This is a genomic window from Pseudomonas sp. N-1-13, assembly GCF_057787095.1.
This window is the reverse complement of sequence record NZ_JBYNRI010000001.1, coordinates 5445627-5461529: the sequence shown is the minus strand read 5'-3', so window position 1 is coordinate 5461529 and position 15903 is coordinate 5445627. Positions and strand designations below refer to the sequence as shown.

Genomic DNA, 15903 nt, shown 5'->3' with positions numbered 1-15903 from the left:
TTCCTACAAGTTACCGATGGTGAGTGTCGCCAGCCGGTCGCTGAAAATGGCGGACCTGGATCTGGAAACCATTACGTAAGCCCACATAGAGGCTTTCCCCGGGCACGAGGCCCGCAGCGGTGGCCCAACGGGCCAGATCGTCCTGTTCAAACCCCAGCCAGAGATCACCGCAGGCCTCCTTGGCCCAACTCTGGTTGTGGCTGCATAACTCTGTCACTAACAGGCTACCGCCCGGTTGCAGCAAGTCGGCCATGTGCTTGAGCGCATCGGCCGGCGCGGCGAAATGGTGAAGCACCATGTTCAATACAACACAATCGGCCTGCAGGCTCACACCATTCAAGGCATCGGCCAGTTGCAGGCTGACATTAGCCAGTGTTTCACGTTCGCACACCTGGCGTGCCAGCTCGAGCATGGCCGGGCTGTTGTCCAGCGCCGTCACTTGGCTGAAACGCCGCGCCAGCTCCGGCAGAAACGCACCGTCGCCGGGGCCGACTTCAATGGCCGTGGCGGTGGGCTCGAAGCCCAGTTTGTCGAGCAGCGCCACGACGCTTTCACGGTACTGCGGCAACCCGGCAATCAGGTCCTGCTGGGCGCGAAACTTCTCGGCCACCCGGGCGAAAAAATCCTGGCTGGCAGCGGCTCGCTGCCCGTGTACCTGGGCGATGCGGGCCTGCACGTCTGTCGGCAGGTCCAGTTCATCCACCTCTTCGAGCAACGCGGCATGCAGCTTGCCGCCCAGCAGATCGGTATGGGGCAGGGCGCGGCGGTAAAAAATCGCATTGCCTTCACGACGGGTCGCCACCAGGTCCGCCTGGGCCAGGACCTTGAGGTGGTGGCTCATGCCGGACTGACCGATGCCGAAGATCTGCGCCAGTTCCAGCACGCCGAACGAATCGTTGGCCAAGGCGCGCAATACATTGAGCCGCAGCGGATCGCCGCCGGCCTTGCAAAGGGCCGCCAGCTCATCGCAATCGTCATGGCGAATGGAAGGCACGCGTAAATTCATAGGGCGGCAGTCTAGTGAGGGGTATGGATCACCGCAAGGTCAATATCAAAAAGTTTTGATATTGCTCGATAAATGGCACTTCCCAAGGCGTGCTTGACTCTACAAACCTTCAGCGGAAAGGTTTCACCTGGCGAATGCGACTTTATCCACCGGAAAAAAGCCTCTGGATGACTATCTGTCATTGCCCCGGGGCGGGTGGGTGAGGGAAAATGCTCGCCTTTTTTCAGTTTCACAATTCAAAACCCAGGAGATCAGCGATGCCCAGCCGTCGTGAGCGTGCCAATGCCATCCGTGCACTCAGCATGGATGCCGTGCAAAAAGCCAACAGCGGCCATCCCGGTGCCCCTATGGGTATGGCGGATATCGCCGAGGTGCTTTGGCGCGACTACCTCAAGCACAGCCCGAGCAACCCGTCGTTTGCCGACCGTGACCGCTTCGTGCTGTCCAACGGCCACGGCTCGATGTTGATCTATTCATTGCTGCACCTGACCGGTTATGACCTGTCGATCGATGACCTGAAGAATTTCCGCCAGTTGCACAGCCGCACTCCGGGCCACCCGGAATATGGCTACACCCCAGGCGTGGAAACCACCACCGGTCCACTGGGCCAGGGCCTGGCCAACGCCGTGGGCTTTGCCCTGGCGGAAAAAGTCCTGGCGGCGCAGTTCAATCGCCCAGGCCATAACGTTGTCGATCACCACACCTACGTGTTCCTGGGTGATGGCTGCATGATGGAAGGCATTTCCCACGAAGTCGCCTCCCTGGCCGGCACCTTGGGCCTGAACAAGCTGATCGCTTTCTACGATGACAACGGCATTTCCATCGACGGCGAAGTCGAAGGCTGGTTCACCGACGACACCCCCAAGCGTTTCGAAGCCTACAACTGGCTGGTCATCCGCAATGTCGACGGCCACGACCCGGAAGAAATCAAGACCGCCATCGAGACGGCGCGCAAGAGCGCCCAGCCGACCCTGATCTGCTGCAAGACCACCATTGGTTTCGGTTCGCCCAACAAACAAGGCAAGGAAGACTGCCACGGCGCGCCACTGGGTGCCGAGGAAATCGCCCTGACCCGCGCTGCGTTGAAGTGGGAACACGGTCCGTTCGAAATCCCGGCCGACATTTATGCCGAGTGGGACGCCAAGGAAAAAGGTCGTGCCGCCGAAGCCGAGTGGGACCAGCGCTTTGCCGCCTACTCCGCGCAATTCCCTGAGCTGGCCAATGAACTGGTGCGTCGCCTCAGCGGCGAGCTGCCTGCCGATTTCGCTGAAAAAGCCTCGGCTTACATCGCGGAAGTCGCCGCCAAAGGCGAAACCATTGCCAGCCGCAAGGCCAGCCAGAACACCCTCAACGCTTTTGGCCCGCTGCTGCCGGAGCTGCTCGGCGGTTCGGCCGACCTGGCCGGTTCCAACCTGACCTTGTGGAAGGGCTGCAAAGGCGTCAGCGCCGAAGATGCCAGCGGCAACTACATGTACTACGGTGTTCGTGAGTTCGGCATGAGCGCGATCATGAACGGTGTGGCTCTGCACGGCGGCCTGGTGCCTTACGGCGCTACCTTCCTGATGTTCATGGAATACGCCCGCAACGCAGTGCGCATGTCGGCCCTGATGAAGAAGCGCGTGCTTTATGTGTTCACCCACGACTCCATCGGCCTGGGCGAAGACGGCCCGACTCACCAGCCGATCGAGCAACTGGCAAGCCTGCGCTGCACGCCGAACCTGGACACCTGGCGCCCATGTGACGCCGTGGAATCGGCAGTGGCCTGGAAATACGCCATCGAGCGTAACGACGGTCCATCGGCGCTGATCTTCTCCCGCCAGAACCTGCAGCACCAGAACCGCGATGCCGACCAGATCGGCGACATCACCCGCGGTGGCTACGTGCTCAAGGACTGCATTGGCGAGCCTGAACTGATCCTGATCGCCACCGGCTCCGAAGTCGGCCTGGCCGTCCAGGCCTACGACAAACTAACCGCGCAGGGCCGCAACGTACGTGTGGTGTCCATGCCGTGCACCAGCGTGTTCGATGCCCAGGACGCCGGCTATAAGCAAGCGGTATTGCCGTTGCAAGTCAGCGCCCGGATCGCCATCGAAGCCGCTCACGCCGATTATTGGTACAAGTACGTCGGCCTGGAAGGTCGCGTGATCGGCATGACCACCTACGGCGAATCGGCGCCCGCGCCGGCGTTGTTCGAGGAGTTCGGCTTTACCCTGGAAAACATTCTGGGTCAGGCTGAAGAGCTGTTGGAAGACTGAGTCCAGGAATGTATCGCCTGTTCTGACGCTATCGCGGGCAAGCCTTGCTCCCACAGGATGTGCACTCCCACAGGGAAATGCCATCCTGTGGGAGCATGGCTTGCCCGCGATGACAATGGAATGTGCAGCGCCTTATTCATGGATTCACCCAAGTCAGAGAACCCCATGCCCCAACCGCGTCCCTACAAAGTTGCACTCAACGGCTACGGCCGGATTGGTCGTTGCGTCTTGCGTGCGTTGTTCGAGCGAGGGGCCAGGGCCGGGTTCGAGATTGTGGCGATCAACGATCTGGCCGACATGGCCAGCATCGAATACCTGACACGCTTTGACTCCACCCACGGCCGGTTTCCGGGCGAGGTGCGGGTCGAGGGCGATTGTCTGCACATTAATGGCGATTGCGTGAAAGTCCTGCGCAGTGCCACTCCCGAAGGTATCGATTGGGCATCCTTGGGTGTCGACCTGGTGCTTGAATGCTCGGGCGCCTACAACACCCGTGAAGATGGCCAGCGCTTCATCGCGGCCGGCGCTCCGCGGGTGTTGTTCTCCCAGCCGATGGCCAGCGAAGCGGATGTCGACGCGACCATTGTCTACGGCGTGAACCAGGATTGCCTGAGCGGCGACGAGCTGTTGGTGTCCAACGCGTCCTGCACCACCAACTGCGGCGTGCCGCTATTGCGCCTGCTGGACCAGGCCATTGGCCTGGAATACGTGTCGATCACCACCATTCACTCGGCGATGAACGATCAACCTGTGATCGACGCCTATCACCATGAAGACTTGCGGCGGACCCGTTCGGCGTTCCAGTCGGTGATTCCGGTGTCCACTGGTCTGGCGCGCGGCATTGAACGGCTGCTGCCGGAACTTGCGGGGCGAATTCAGGCCAAAGCCGTGCGGGTGCCGACGGTCAACGTGTCCTGCCTCGACATTACGATGCAGACCGTGAGCGATACCGACGCCACCGAGGTCAACCGGATCTTGCGCGAAGCCGCCACCAGCGGTCCGCTCAAAGGCCTTCTGGCTTACACCGAGTTGCCCCATGCCAGCTGTGATTTTAACCATGACCCACATTCGGCCATCGTCGATGCCAGCCAGACCCGGGTTTCCGGGCCACGGCTTGTGAACATCCTGGCTTGGTTCGACAACGAATGGGGGTTTGCCAACCGAATGCTGGACGTTGCCGAGCATTACCTGCAAACCGCTTCTAAAAAACCTGCTCTCTAAACAGTTACCCAGGAATTGCGACCCATGACCGTGTTGAAGATGTCCGACCTCGATCTGCAAGGTAAGCGCGTACTGATCCGCGAAGACCTCAACGTCCCCGTCAAGGACGGTGTTGTCACCAGCGACGCGCGTATCCTGGCTTCGCTGCCGACCATCAAGCTGGCCCTGGAAAAAGGCGCGGCCGTGATGGTCTGCTCCCACCTGGGCCGTCCGACCGAAGGCGAGTTCTCGGCGGAAAACAGCCTCAAGCCGGTCGCCGATTACCTGAGCAAAGCCTTGGGCCGCGACGTACCGCTGGTGGCTGACTACCTGGGCGGTGTGGACGTGAAGGCCGGCGATGTCGTGCTGTTCGAAAACGTGCGCTTCAATAAAGGCGAGAAAAAGAACGCTGACGAACTGGCCAAGCAGTATGCAGCCCTGTGCGACGTGTTTGTGATGGACGCGTTCGGCACCGCCCACCGCGCCGAGGGTTCGACCCACGGCGTGGCGAAGTTCGCCAAAGTGGCCGCTGCTGGCCCGCTGCTGGCCGCCGAACTGGACGCACTGGGCAAGGCCCTGGGCTCCCCGGCCCAGCCGATGGCTGCCATTGTTGCCGGCTCCAAGGTCTCCACCAAGCTCGACGTGCTTAACAGCCTGAGCCAGGTGTGCAACCAGTTGATCGTCGGCGGCGGCATTGCCAACACCTTCCTTGCTGCGGCCGGTCACCCGGTCGGCAAATCCCTGTACGAGCCGGACCTGCTGGACACCGCCCGGGAAATCGCCGCCAAGGTCAGCGTGCCGTTGCCGGTGGACGTGGTGGTTGCCAAGGAATTTGCCGAAGGCGCCACCGCCACCGTCAAGCTGATCGCTGACGTGGCCGAAGACGACATGATCCTCGACATTGGCCCGCAAACCGCAGCCAATTTCGCCGAACTGTTGAAATCTTCCAAGACTATCCTGTGGAACGGTCCGGTCGGCGTGTTCGAGTTCGACCAGTTTGGCAACGGCACCAAAGTGCTGGCCCAGGCCATCGCCGAGAGTGACGCTTTCTCCATCGCTGGCGGCGGCGACACCCTGGCGGCGATCGATAAATATGGCGTGGCCGAGCAGATCTCCTACATTTCTACCGGCGGCGGTGCGTTCCTCGAATTCGTCGAAGGCAAAGTACTGCCAGCCGTGGAAGTCCTGGAAAGCCGGGCCAAGGCCTGAGGTTTCGTTGACCAGGCAAAGGAGTGTTGTGATGGTCAAGACGTTCACGTTGCTGTTGACGACGACGCTGTTAGTGGCCTGTTCGAGCAGCCCAAAGGCCACGGCTCCGGAAACCGGGACGCCAACGCCTGAAGGCGGCTGTTACCAGGCCGACTGGCAGGCCGAGACCAATCCGGTGCTGAACAAGCGTTCGGGGCCGGATGGCCTGGATAAGTATGAGACGCAAAACCCGGCCAAGGAACATGGTTGTCCTTGACGGGTCAGACTCTTTAACTCATGGCTGGCGGCACGGGTCGTCAGTCGAGGAACACGGATGAAAGGCTTTATCGCCGTTGTGGCGCTGGCAATGCTGGCCGGTTGTGCGCAGCTGGATCGGTTTCGTTCGTCCGAGCCTGTCGTAGAGGGCTGGACAACCTGGACCTGTGACAGTCAGGCCAAGGTGCTGTGGCGCTATACCGATGATACCCGCAAGGAAGTCGACGTTCGCCTCGGCGGTGCCGAGCAGGTCTATCACCTGAAGGAAGAGCCGGGCGCATCGGGTACGCTGTACAGCGACGACATGCTGGCGTTTCACGTCAAAGGTGAGGAAGGCCTGGTTTACTGGGTCGCCACCAATGACTTGATTGGCCGGGGCTGCAAGGCTGACTGATTCAATAGAGATCCAATGTGGGAGCGAGCCTGCTCGCGATAGCGATGTATCAGGCATCAGTGATGTTGACTGTCGGGCCCTCATCGCGAGCAGGCTCGCTCCCACAGGGGCCTCTTATAGTTTCGAGATTTTGTTTCACCGAACACACAGGGCGGACCCACCCCCGACCTGCAATGACTTGAATAGCCGCCGCCGCTCCGGCAGGCTGGCACGATTAACGACCCTCGACCGGGAGAGACACACTAATGGCACTTATCAGCATGCGTCAGATGCTGGACCACGCAGCCGAGTTCGGCTACGGCGTCCCAGCCTTTAACGTCAACAACCTTGAGCAGATGCGCGCCATCATGGAAGCCGCTGACAAGACTGACTCCCCGGTGATCGTCCAGGCTTCGGCCGGCGCCCGCAAATACGCCGGCGCGCCATTCCTGCGTCACCTGATCCTGGCTGCCATCGAAGAATTCCCGCACATCCCGGTGTGCATGCACCAGGACCACGGCACCAGCCCTGACGTCTGCCAGCGCTCCATCCAACTGGGCTTCAGCTCGGTCATGATGGATGGCTCCCTGGGCGAAGACGGCAAGACCCCGACCGACTACGAATACAACGTGCGTGTCACCCAGCAGACCGTCGCCATGGCCCATGCCTGCGGCGTCTCGGTGGAAGGCGAACTGGGTTGCCTGGGCTCGCTGGAAACCGGCATGGCCGGTGAAGAAGACGGCATCGGCGCCGAAGGCGTGCTGGATCACAGCCAGATGCTGACCGACCCGGAAGAAGCCGCGGACTTCGTCAAGAAGACCCAGGTCGACGCCCTGGCCATCGCCATCGGCACCAGCCACGGCGCCTACAAGTTCACCAAGCCGCCTACCGGCGACGTGCTGGCCATTGACCGCATCAAGGAAATCCACAAACGCATCCCCAACACTCACCTGGTGATGCACGGTTCTTCCTCGGTTCCGCAAGAGTGGCTGGCGATCATCAACCAGTACGGCGGCGACATCAAAGAAACCTACGGCGTGCCGGTTGAAGAAATCGTCGAAGGTATCAAGTACGGCGTGCGCAAGGTCAACATCGACACCGACCTGCGCCTGGCCTCTACCGGTGCCATGCGTCGTTTGATGGCGACCAATCCGAGCGAGTTTGATCCGCGTAAGTTCTTCGGGGCTACCGTGACGGCGATGCGTGATGTGTGTATTGCGCGTTACGAAGCTTTCGGTACTGCGGGTAATGCTTCGAAGATCAAGCCGATCTCTTTGGAAGCGATGTATCAGCGGTATTTGAAGGGTGAGTTGAACGCTAAGGTTAACTAAGGCTTCAGCGTTGTGGTTGTGAGAAAACCCGCAGTGATGCGGGTTTTTTTATGTTTGGGATTTGTGTGTATATCCGTTTTTTGGGTAACGGCTGCTTATGGTTCCGCCCTTACGGCGGGTCACTTTTGGCAAACGCCCCAAAAGTAACCAAAAGGTCTTGCCCCACCACTCGGTGCCTCGCCTAGGCTCGGCATGCCCGAACGCAGGCATTGCTCCGTGGGCCCGCCGCGAAGGGCCATCCATGGCCCAGCGCGGCTATCCCGGCATCCATGCCGGGATGCCCACTCCACAATACCTGCGTTCGGCCAGCGTGGTTAACGGGGCCCACAGATCAAAATCAAAAGCGAGGCGGCCTGATAGCCGGCCTATTTGTCACGGCTGTCCTCCGATCCAATTGTGGGAGCGAGCCTGCTCGCGATAGCGGTAATTCAGTTGCACAGAAGTTGGATTTACTGCCGTCATCGCGAGCAGGCTCGCTCCCACATTTCGATATTTAACAGACATAAGTTTGTATATGCCACACGTCCATTGTGGGAGCGGGCTTGCTCGCGAAAAGGCCAGTACATTCAACACATCCTCATTGGCTGTTGTACCGCCTTCGCGAGCAAGCCCGCTCCCACAGGAGAAACGCGATCAATCAAAAAACAGGTCGGCTATCAGGCCGCCTCGCGGAGGACTTTGATCTCGGCGCCCCGTTAACCACGCTGGCCGAACGCAGGTGTTGCGTAGTGGGCACCTCGGCATGGATGCCGAGGTAGCCGCGCTGGGCCATGGATGGCCCTTCGCGGCGGGCCCACGGAGCAATGCCTGCGTTCGGGCATGCCGAGCCTAGGCGAGGCACTGAGTGGTGGGGCAGGAGCGTTTTGGTTACTTTTGCGCTCTTCAAAAGTGACCCGCCGTAAGGGCGGAACCCTAAGTAGCCGTTACCAAAGAAATGGATATACACACAGATCCTGATAGCGCTGTGTCAGTCGCCATCCATGCTGCTGACCCAGCGCTATCGCGAGCAAGCTCGCTCCCACAGGGGATCATCTCCCGCCGGGAGGGCTTTATTGGTCTTCGAGGCCGCGTTGTTCAATGACGCCAAACACATCGGTGACATCCTGAACCAGGATCCGGGCGACATTGGTGAGGGTATTGAGGTCGCTGGCGGCCGAATCGCGCAGGGTGGCGCAGGCCATGAGCGACAGGTAATCAAGGGTAGCGTGCAGGCGTTCACTGGCGCAGGCGTGGAGTTCAGTCAGTGGGGCAGTGCTGTCGATGAACAGGATGGGTTGGGTGGTGGCGATTGGAGTGAGCGGGGTGAAGCGGCTGAGTGATTGAGTCGTCGTCATAAGGTTTGGGCTCTATTAATAAAAATTAATTGCCACCTTCTTGCTGCGAAACAAATGGGTGGCAGTTGCGCGCGGGTTCGCAGACCGAGATAGAGACCAAACCCGGCAGACCCGAAGGTCTCCCGCGCGCAACCGCCATAAAATGAACGCAGGCGAGTTTGCCTGAATTTTCATTTGACGGTGCAAAGTCTCTGTTCTGTCAGTGGGCTGCGAAACCCGTGCCCCGCTGACCAAAGCCAGCAGACGAGCCCGAACTATAGAGGAGATTTTCGAGCCCAAAATCGACCTGTAGGACGCACCGCGCCCACGTGGCGAGGGAGCTTGCTCCCGCTCGGGCGCGCAGCCGCTGCAAAACCGGCGCATGCGGTTGGTCTGACGAAAGGAGGGGGCTGCTGCGCAGCCCAGCGGGGATAAATCCCCTCGCCACAAAGGTAAATTCCTACGAGATTTTCGGAGCTGAAAATCTCAGGTGTTGTGATCGATATCCAGCTTGCTGAACGTCACTTTCCCTCCTTCGCTGGTGTAGCCCGTATTGTCCTGCACATACACGCCAGCCTTGAAATACAGCGGCTTGACCTTCCATTTGGCGCTCATGGTGGTGTACCAGCTACGACCCGCCGCGGTGATACCCAGGTCGCCGGTACGATCAAGATGGAGCCGATAAGAGAAAGACTGATTGAGTTTTACACCCGAGGCGACGGTGATGACCCGGCCCTCGTCGTCATCGGGGCGCATGCGCACTTTGGCGACGATGTTGCCGGTCTTGCTGTCGTCCTTGTACTGGTATTCCAGCTTCACCATGGGTTTGCTGCTGTCCTTGGCATGAATCTGACCGATCACGATCTTGCCGGTGCTGGGTACCTGGTTGACCACCAGGGTCGCACTCAATTTGTTGTCGGCGTCGGGGTATAGCCAGTTGCGCAAGGTGCCGTTTTTGTAGGTCTCGCGCAATTCGCTGCGCGGGTAGATCGCGTTTTCAGTCTTGGTGCCGGTGACCGGTGACCAGAAATACACCGTGCTGCCTTCAGAGTTGAAGTATTTGTTCTTGAAACCGTCCACCAGTCGAGGGGTTTCGATGGTTTTGGGTGGGCTTCCCTCGGGGATGCTCAAGTTCCAGGTTGCAAGATCGACCATGTGCGGGCCCTTTCTACGGAATGAATATGTTGCAAGATCCAGCCGGAGGCTCTAGCCAGCGCTTTATGACGCGTCCCGAGAAACGCGGGGGATCGAATTTTCATATCCGTCCGGCGGGGGGGTGGCGTCAACTGTCCGTCAGAGTGGTGTTTGCCGCTTTGGTGCCCGAGGACGACGACCGTTAGTCGGGCAATTCGAATTTTTTTTGAACGATGGCGCTATGGCATCGGCGTCGATGTGGGTCACGTTCGCAGGGAGCAGCGTCCATGCTGCGGTATGCCAGGGGAAATACGCTTATAGAACGGTGTGATGAATTTCCAGCATGCTGAACGTCACTTTTCCACCTTCAGTGGTGTAGCCGGTGTTGTCCTGCACGTAGACGCCGGCTTTGAAATACAACGGCTTGTCCTTCCAGTCCGGGCTTACCGTGGTTCTCCAGTTGTAACCCGCCGCGCTGATGCCCAGCGCGCCCTTCGGACTGAGGTGAATCTGGTAGGAAAACCTGCGATCAAGTTGCACGCCCGTGGCGATGGTGATGACCTGGCCCGATTCGTCGTCGGGGCGCAGTCGGACCTTCGCGACGATGTTGCCGGTGGAGCTGTAGGCCTTGTATTGGTATTCCAGTTTCACCATGGGCCGGGTGCTGTCTTTGGCGTGGATCTGGCCGATCACGATCTTGCCGGTGCTGGGCACCTGGTTGACGGTCAAGGTGGCGCGCAGCTTGTTGTCTGCCGCTGAGTAGAGCCAGTTGCGAAGGGTGCCGTCGCTGTAGGTTTCCCGCAGTTCGCTGCGCGGGTAAATGGCGTTTGCAGTCTTGGTGCCGGTCACCGGCGCCCAGAAGAACAGCGTGCCGGTGTCGGAGTGGAAATAGTCGTCCTTGAAGCCCTGGGCTAGCCGCGGTGTTTCGATGGTGATGGCGGGGCTGCCTTCGGGGATGCTCAAGTTCCAAGTGCTGAGATCGATCATGGTCGGATCCTGCGTAACGGGCGTAAAAGTGCTGAGGACCAAAGCGGGAGGCTCTACTCCAAGCATTTGGGGTGTGTTGATCACGCAGGAAGGAGTTTTTTGGATAACCATCCGGCGGATGTTTGACGTCAATTGTCCGTCGAATGGATCTTTTGCAGCATCTGTGCCTGGATGGTGAACCGTTAGTCGGCAGTTCGAATTTTCCCTGAACGATTTCGCATTGATAGGGTCGCCTGGGCGGGCAGCGCTGCGTTGCTGCCATGGCGCCATGCAAAGCGTCTAGATGTGATCGATATCCAGCAGGCTGAACGTCACGGTCCCGCCTTCGGTGGGATAGCCGGTGTTGTCCTGCACGTACACGCCCGCCTTGAAGTACAGCGGCTTGTCGCTCCAAGTGGAGCTGATGGGGGAACTCCACTGGTAACCCGCACCATTGATGGTCAGGACGCCGGCGGGGCTGAGGTGGATCAGGTAAGAGAAGGACTGATTGAGCTTTATGCCTGTGGCGATGGTGATGACCTGGCCCGATTCGTCGTCGGGACGCATGCGCACTTTGGCGACGATGTTGCCGGTGGAGCTGTAGGTTTTGTACTGGTACTCCAGTTTCACCATGGGGCTGGTGCTGTCTTTGGCGTGGATCTGACCAATGACGAGCTTGCCAGTGCTGGGGACTTGGTTGACGGTCAGCGTGGCGGCCAGCTTGTTATCAGCCGCTGAGTACAACCAGTTGCGCTGGGTACCGTTGCTATAGGTCTCCCGCAGTTCGCTGCGTGGGTAAATCGCGTTGGCAGTCTTGGCGCCGGTGACCGGTGCCCAGAAAAACACCGTTCCGGAGTCGGCGTGGAAATACTGGTTCTGGAACCCCTGCACCAGTTGAGAGGTTTCGATGGTCGTTGGTGGGCTGCCTTCGGGGATGCTCAGGTTCCAGGTGGCGAGATCAATCATGGTCGGATCCTACGTAACGGAGTGAAATGCTGAACGCCCAGCCAGAGGCTCTAGCTCAAGCTTTTGGGCGTGTTAATCACGCAGGGGGAAATTTTTTAATGACCGCCCAGCGGATGATTGACGTCAATTGTCCGTCGAAGGTGTCATTGCAGGTTTTGTGCCCGAGGTGGGTGACCGTTAGTCGGCTATTTTGGGCTTTGTCTGGATGATGGCGGGATGACACCTACTGCTTTTCAGAATCACGGTCTAGAGTGAGATCACAGTATTTGTCCGCCTTGCTACGTCAGGTCGGACGTGACGCCCGATAAGAGAAGCAGCATGGAATGCGTGCAACCACCGCTTGGCGAAGACAGTTCCGTCCTTTTGATAGTTGATGATTACCCTGAAAACCTGCTCAGCATGCGAGCGTTGTTGCAGCGTCAGGACTGGAAGGTGATGACCGCGTCCTCGGGTGTCGAAGCCCTTAACCTTCTACTCGAACATGACATCGACCTGGTCCTGCTGGATGTGCAGATGCCCGACATGGACGGTTTTGAAGTGGCGCGTCTGATGCGCGGCAGCCAGCGGACACGGCTGACCCCGATCATTTTCCTGACCGCTAACGAGCAATCCCAGGATGCGGTGATCAAGGGCTACGCCAGCGGCGCCGTGGATTACCTGTTCAAACCATTCGATCCGCAGATTCTCAAGCCCAAGGTTCATGCCCTGCTCGAACACCAGCGCAATCGCCGGGCCTTGCAGCGCCTGAGCCAGGATCTGGAAGCCGCCAGGGCTTTCAACGCCTCGGTGCTGGATAACGCCGCCGAAGGCATCCTCGTGGTGGACGAAAGCGGGTGTATTCGCTTCGCCAATCCGTCTACCTGCCGCCTGCTTAATGCCACCGCCGAGCAGTTGCAGGGAATGCCGCTCCTGGATTTCCTGCAAAAACCCCACATCCCCGAGTGGATCGGCTCCGATATCCATGTCGCCTACTGCCGGGGGCAGACCTGGCGCCTGCACGATGCGGTCCTGCGCACCGCGCCCGGCCAGCAGGTGTCGGTGGCCTTGTCTTGTGCGCCCCTGCCTGCGGAGCAGAAGGCCATGGTGGTAACGCTTCAGGACATGTCGGTGGTGCGTCACTTGCACCAGCAACTCGAATACCAAGCCGTCACTGACCCGCTGACCGGTCTGCTCAACCGCAGGGGGTTTTATCAGACAGCCGAAAACCTGCTGATGCGCAGCGAGCGGCTGGAAAGCAACTGGGTGCTGCTGTACCTGGATCTTGATGGCTTCAAACGGGTCAATGACTCGTTGGGCCATGATGCCGGTGACCGCGTGTTGCGCTGGGTGTCGGAACAACTGAAGGCGTGCCTGCGCCCGTTCGACATTCTGGCGCGTCTGGGCGGCGATGAGTTCACCGCCCTGCTGGATCTGGAAGTCCCCGAACAAGCGGCCAAGATTGCCGAGAAACTCATCGAACGGGTGTCTATCTGCCAACAGATCGAGGGCATGGACGTAGCGCTGGGGGCCAGCATCGGCATCGCGACCTACCCCGACTGCGGCGCCAATCTCGACGGTCTGCTGCGCGCCTCCGACATCGCCATGTACGAGGCCAAGCGCGCTGGCCGTCAGCAATACCGTTTTTACGATCACGAAATGAACGGTCGAGCCCGTTCACGGCTGATGCTCGAAGAAAGTGTGCGCTCGGCCATCGAAAACCGCGATTTCAATATGGTCTACCAGCCCCAGGTGGGGGTGGGCGACGGCCGCATCCGTGGCTTCGAGGCGCTGTTGCGCTGGCAGCACCCCAGCGTCGGTGATGTGCCGCCGGGGTTGTTCCTGCCATTACTGGAAGAGGCCCGGTTGATCAGTCGGCTGGGGAGCTGGATTTATCATCGCAGCGCCGCACAGCGTAAAGTCTGGGAGCGCTTGTTCGCTGATGATCTGGTACTGGGGGTGAGTCTGAGCAGCACCCAGTTCGGTTTGCCGAACCTGGTGACCGAATTGCGCCAGGTCCTGGAGCGACATGCCCTCAAACCGCGGCAACTTGAGGTCGAGGTGACTGAAGACGCACTGATGCGCAACCCCGACGAAACCCATAAACAACTGCGGCTGCTGCATAACCTGGGGGTGCGGGTGGCGTTGGATGATTTCGGTTCCGGGCCTTGCTCGCTGGCGCACCTGCGCGACCTGGAGCTCGATACCCTCAAGCTTGATCGACACCTGATCGCCCGTCTGCCAGGTTCACCCCGGGATGCGGCACTGGCGGCGTCGGTCATCGATTTGTGCAAGCAATTGGGTTTGCGGGTGATCGCCGAGGGCGTAGAGACGCCTGAGCAATATCAGTGGCTCAAGGCCCACGGCTGCGAATATGTGCAGGGGTTCCTGGTGGCGCGGCCCTTGATGGCCGAAGACACCGATGCCTTTGCCCGGCCATTTGACTGGAGCGCGATGCAGGTCTGAATTCGCTACACTGGCGGCTTTTGTGACTGTGTTGCCGCCGATGATCGCGCTCAAATACCTCCAGGCTTACCCCGCCGCCCTGCAAGCCCAAGTGCAGCAACTGATTGCCCAGGATCGGCTGGGCGACTACTTGCAGCAGCGCTACCCCGACCGGCATTCGGTCCAGAGCGACAAGGCCCTGTACGGTTATGCGCTGGATCTCAAGCAACAATACCTGCGTAACGCGCCCGCTATCGACAAGGTGCTGTTCGACAATCGTCTGGACCTGACTCACCGCGCCCTGGGCTTGCACACTGCCATTTCACGGGTGCAGGGCGGCAAGCTCAAGGCCAAGAAAGAAATTCGTATCGCTGCGCTGTTCAAGGACGCGGCACCTGAGTTTTTGAAAATGATCGTGGTGCACGAACTGGCCCACTTCAAGGAGTCGGACCACAACAAAGCGTTCTACCAACTCTGCGAGCACATGCTGCCGGGGTATCACCAGTTGGAATTCGACTTGCGGGTGTACCTGACCTGGCGCGATCTGCAACCCCCCAAGGAATGACCGAATGGACGTCAGCAAGACCAAAAGCAGTTTCTATCGTCGTTTGTATGTGGCGTACCTGATTGATAGCGGCGTGGCCAGCAACATTCCCGCGCTCACCGAAGTCACCGGTATGCCGCGACGTACCGCCCAGGACACCGTGGCAGCGCTGGCGGACCTGGATATCGTGTGTGAATTCGAGCAGCTAGAGGGTGCCCGTAACCATGCCGGGCATTATCGGATCCGTGATTGGGGGGCGATTGATCGGCGCTGGATCGAGGGGAATTTGCCGCGCATTAAAGCGGTGTTGGAGTATCCCTGAACATTGGCGGCTTCTGGGGAGGCGTTATCGCGAGCAGGCTCGCTCCCACATTGATCTGCAGTGGACATATGCTTTATGTACCACGCAGATCCACTGTGGGAGCGAGCCTGCTCGCGAAGAGGGCATCAAGGCCGATGCATGCCAATGTGTGGAATCCCGTCTTCCATGTACTCGATACCCACCACTCCAAACCCATACCGCGAGTAATACCCCTGCAGATGCGCCTGTGCCGACAGTGAGATCGATGTACCGGGCCAGTGCTTCTCGGCCTGCTTGAGACCCTGTTCCATCAGTTTGTGGCCCAGCCCCTGTCCCCGTGCTTGGGGGGCGATGACCACGCGCCCGATGACCACGTCACTGTTTTGCGAGTGCGGATCGAGCAAGCGAAGGTAAGCCACCAGACGATTGTCCTGCCAGGCCATCAGGTGGCAGGTGTCGCCCTCCAGGTCCAGGCCGTCGACGTCCAGGTAGGGGCAATTCTGCTCCACGACGAATACTTCGGCGCGCAATTTGAGGATGGCGTACAGCTGTTCCTTGCTCAGGTCACTGTGATGTTTGCAGACCCAGTCGATATCCATTTTTTGAATTTCCTGAAGAACCTGATGCCG

Annotated in this window: 15 protein-coding genes; 9 read left to right on the top strand and 6 right to left on the bottom strand. The window is 59.5% G+C overall.

Annotated features, from left to right (window positions below; genetic code table 11):
• Positions 1-10: 10 nt before the first annotated feature.
• Positions 11-1006, bottom strand: a complete 996-nt coding sequence (locus tag AC3I65_RS24475; RefSeq protein ID WP_092401593.1) for an ArsR/SmtB family transcription factor — start codon at positions 1004-1006, stop codon at positions 11-13.
• 257 nt (positions 1007-1263) lie between these two features.
• Here AC3I65_RS24475 and tkt point away from each other — a divergent pair, with 257 nt between their 5' ends.
• The 6 genes from tkt to fba all read left to right on the top strand — a co-directional run bounded on the left by tkt (position 1264) and on the right by fba (position 7629).
• Entirely contained in the window at positions 1264-3261 is a 1998-nt protein-coding gene (gene tkt, locus AC3I65_RS24470; protein ID WP_047230412.1) for a transketolase, read from the top strand.
• 165 nt (positions 3262-3426) lie between these two features.
• Complete coding sequence (gene epd / locus AC3I65_RS24465; protein WP_076383381.1) at positions 3427-4482, top strand: erythrose-4-phosphate dehydrogenase; 1056 nt, start codon at positions 3427-3429, stop codon at positions 4480-4482.
• Between the two features lie 24 nt (positions 4483-4506).
• A complete protein-coding gene (locus tag AC3I65_RS24460) occupies positions 4507-5670 on the top strand; it encodes a phosphoglycerate kinase (protein ID WP_076383382.1) in 1164 nt (387 codons plus the stop codon).
• Between the two features lie 31 nt (positions 5671-5701).
• On the top strand, positions 5702-5926 hold the full coding sequence (locus tag AC3I65_RS24455) for a hypothetical protein (RefSeq protein WP_047230409.1): 225 nt from the start codon (positions 5702-5704) through the stop codon (positions 5924-5926).
• A 57-nt stretch (positions 5927-5983) separates the two neighbouring features.
• Complete coding sequence (locus tag AC3I65_RS24450; RefSeq protein ID WP_047230408.1) at positions 5984-6319, top strand: MliC family protein; 336 nt, start codon at positions 5984-5986, stop codon at positions 6317-6319.
• A 245-nt stretch (positions 6320-6564) separates the two neighbouring features.
• Positions 6565-7629, top strand: coding sequence for a class II fructose-bisphosphate aldolase (gene fba / locus AC3I65_RS24445; RefSeq protein ID WP_003177554.1), 1065 nt, complete (start codon positions 6565-6567; stop codon positions 7627-7629).
• A gap of 1049 nt (positions 7630-8678) precedes the next feature.
• Here the strand turns inward: fba and AC3I65_RS24440 are convergent.
• From AC3I65_RS24440 to AC3I65_RS24425, 4 genes are all read right to left on the bottom strand, one after another.
• Complete coding sequence (locus AC3I65_RS24440) at positions 8679-8963, bottom strand: fructose-bisphosphate aldolase (RefSeq protein ID WP_107323029.1); 285 nt, start codon at positions 8961-8963, stop codon at positions 8679-8681.
• 465 nt (positions 8964-9428) lie between these two features.
• Positions 9429-10097: a polysaccharide lyase family 7 protein gene (locus AC3I65_RS24435; protein ID WP_047230500.1), complete on the bottom strand. Its 669-nt coding sequence runs from the start codon at positions 10095-10097 to the stop codon at positions 9429-9431.
• A gap of 294 nt (positions 10098-10391) precedes the next feature.
• Positions 10392-11063 (bottom strand): polysaccharide lyase family 7 protein, encoded by a 672-nt coding sequence (locus tag AC3I65_RS24430; protein WP_047230499.1) that lies wholly within the window; start codon positions 11061-11063, stop codon positions 10392-10394.
• A 279-nt stretch (positions 11064-11342) separates the two neighbouring features.
• Positions 11343-12008 carry a polysaccharide lyase family 7 protein gene (locus AC3I65_RS24425; RefSeq protein ID WP_076383385.1) on the bottom strand — a complete coding sequence of 222 codons (666 nt, stop codon included), beginning with the start codon at positions 12006-12008 and terminating at the stop codon, positions 11343-11345.
• Between the two features lie 318 nt (positions 12009-12326).
• Between AC3I65_RS24425 and AC3I65_RS24420 the strand changes: the two genes are divergently transcribed.
• From AC3I65_RS24420 to AC3I65_RS24410, 3 genes are read left to right on the top strand one after another with little or no spacing between them, the layout of a single operon-like run.
• Positions 12327-14450 (top strand): putative bifunctional diguanylate cyclase/phosphodiesterase, encoded by a 2124-nt coding sequence (locus AC3I65_RS24420; protein WP_288915788.1) that lies wholly within the window; start codon positions 12327-12329, stop codon positions 14448-14450.
• 40 nt (positions 14451-14490) lie between these two features.
• Complete coding sequence (locus AC3I65_RS24415; protein WP_047230503.1) at positions 14491-14994, top strand: M48 metallopeptidase family protein; 504 nt, start codon at positions 14491-14493, stop codon at positions 14992-14994.
• A gap of 4 nt (positions 14995-14998) precedes the next feature.
• The gene (locus AC3I65_RS24410; RefSeq protein WP_047230496.1) at positions 14999-15295 is read left to right on the top strand and encodes a winged helix-turn-helix domain-containing protein; all 297 of its coding nucleotides are present in this window, start codon (positions 14999-15001) and stop codon (positions 15293-15295) included.
• Between the two features lie 125 nt (positions 15296-15420).
• Here the strand turns inward: AC3I65_RS24410 and AC3I65_RS24405 are convergent, their stop codons facing one another.
• On the bottom strand, positions 15421-15873 hold the full coding sequence (locus AC3I65_RS24405) for a GNAT family N-acetyltransferase (protein WP_047230495.1): 453 nt from the start codon (positions 15871-15873) through the stop codon (positions 15421-15423).
• Positions 15874-15903 lie beyond the last annotated feature (30 nt).

What these genes read in the sequence shown, in the direction of transcription:
- AC3I65_RS24450 (WP_047230408.1), top strand. Translation starts at nt 5,984, where the DNA reads ATGAAAGGCTTTATCGCCGTTGTGGCGCTGGCAATGCTGGCCGGTTGT.
- AC3I65_RS24440 (WP_107323029.1), bottom strand. Translation starts at nt 8,963, where the DNA reads ATGACGACGACTCAATCACTCAGCCGCTTCACCCCGCTCACTCCAATC.
- fba (WP_003177554.1), top strand. Translation starts at nt 6,565, where the DNA reads ATGGCACTTATCAGCATGCGTCAGATGCTGGACCACGCAGCCGAGTTC.
- AC3I65_RS24455 (WP_047230409.1), top strand. Translation starts at nt 5,702, where the DNA reads ATGGTCAAGACGTTCACGTTGCTGTTGACGACGACGCTGTTAGTGGCC.
- AC3I65_RS24405 (WP_047230495.1), bottom strand. Translation starts at nt 15,873, where the DNA reads ATGGATATCGACTGGGTCTGCAAACATCACAGTGACCTGAGCAAGGAA.
- AC3I65_RS24435 (WP_047230500.1), bottom strand. Translation starts at nt 10,097, where the DNA reads ATGGTCGATCTTGCAACCTGGAACTTGAGCATCCCCGAGGGAAGCCCA.
- AC3I65_RS24425 (WP_076383385.1), bottom strand. Translation starts at nt 12,008, where the DNA reads ATGATTGATCTCGCCACCTGGAACCTGAGCATCCCCGAAGGCAGCCCA.
- AC3I65_RS24420 (WP_288915788.1), top strand. Translation starts at nt 12,327, where the DNA reads ATGGAATGCGTGCAACCACCGCTTGGCGAAGACAGTTCCGTCCTTTTG.
- AC3I65_RS24460 (WP_076383382.1), top strand. Translation starts at nt 4,507, where the DNA reads ATGACCGTGTTGAAGATGTCCGACCTCGATCTGCAAGGTAAGCGCGTA.
- AC3I65_RS24415 (WP_047230503.1), top strand. Translation starts at nt 14,491, where the DNA reads ATGATCGCGCTCAAATACCTCCAGGCTTACCCCGCCGCCCTGCAAGCC.
- AC3I65_RS24410 (WP_047230496.1), top strand. Translation starts at nt 14,999, where the DNA reads ATGGACGTCAGCAAGACCAAAAGCAGTTTCTATCGTCGTTTGTATGTG.
- tkt (WP_047230412.1), top strand. Translation starts at nt 1,264, where the DNA reads ATGCCCAGCCGTCGTGAGCGTGCCAATGCCATCCGTGCACTCAGCATG.
- epd (WP_076383381.1), top strand. Translation starts at nt 3,427, where the DNA reads ATGCCCCAACCGCGTCCCTACAAAGTTGCACTCAACGGCTACGGCCGG.
- AC3I65_RS24475 (WP_092401593.1), bottom strand. Translation starts at nt 1,006, where the DNA reads ATGAATTTACGCGTGCCTTCCATTCGCCATGACGATTGCGATGAGCTG.
- AC3I65_RS24430 (WP_047230499.1), bottom strand. Translation starts at nt 11,063, where the DNA reads ATGATCGATCTCAGCACTTGGAACTTGAGCATCCCCGAAGGCAGCCCC.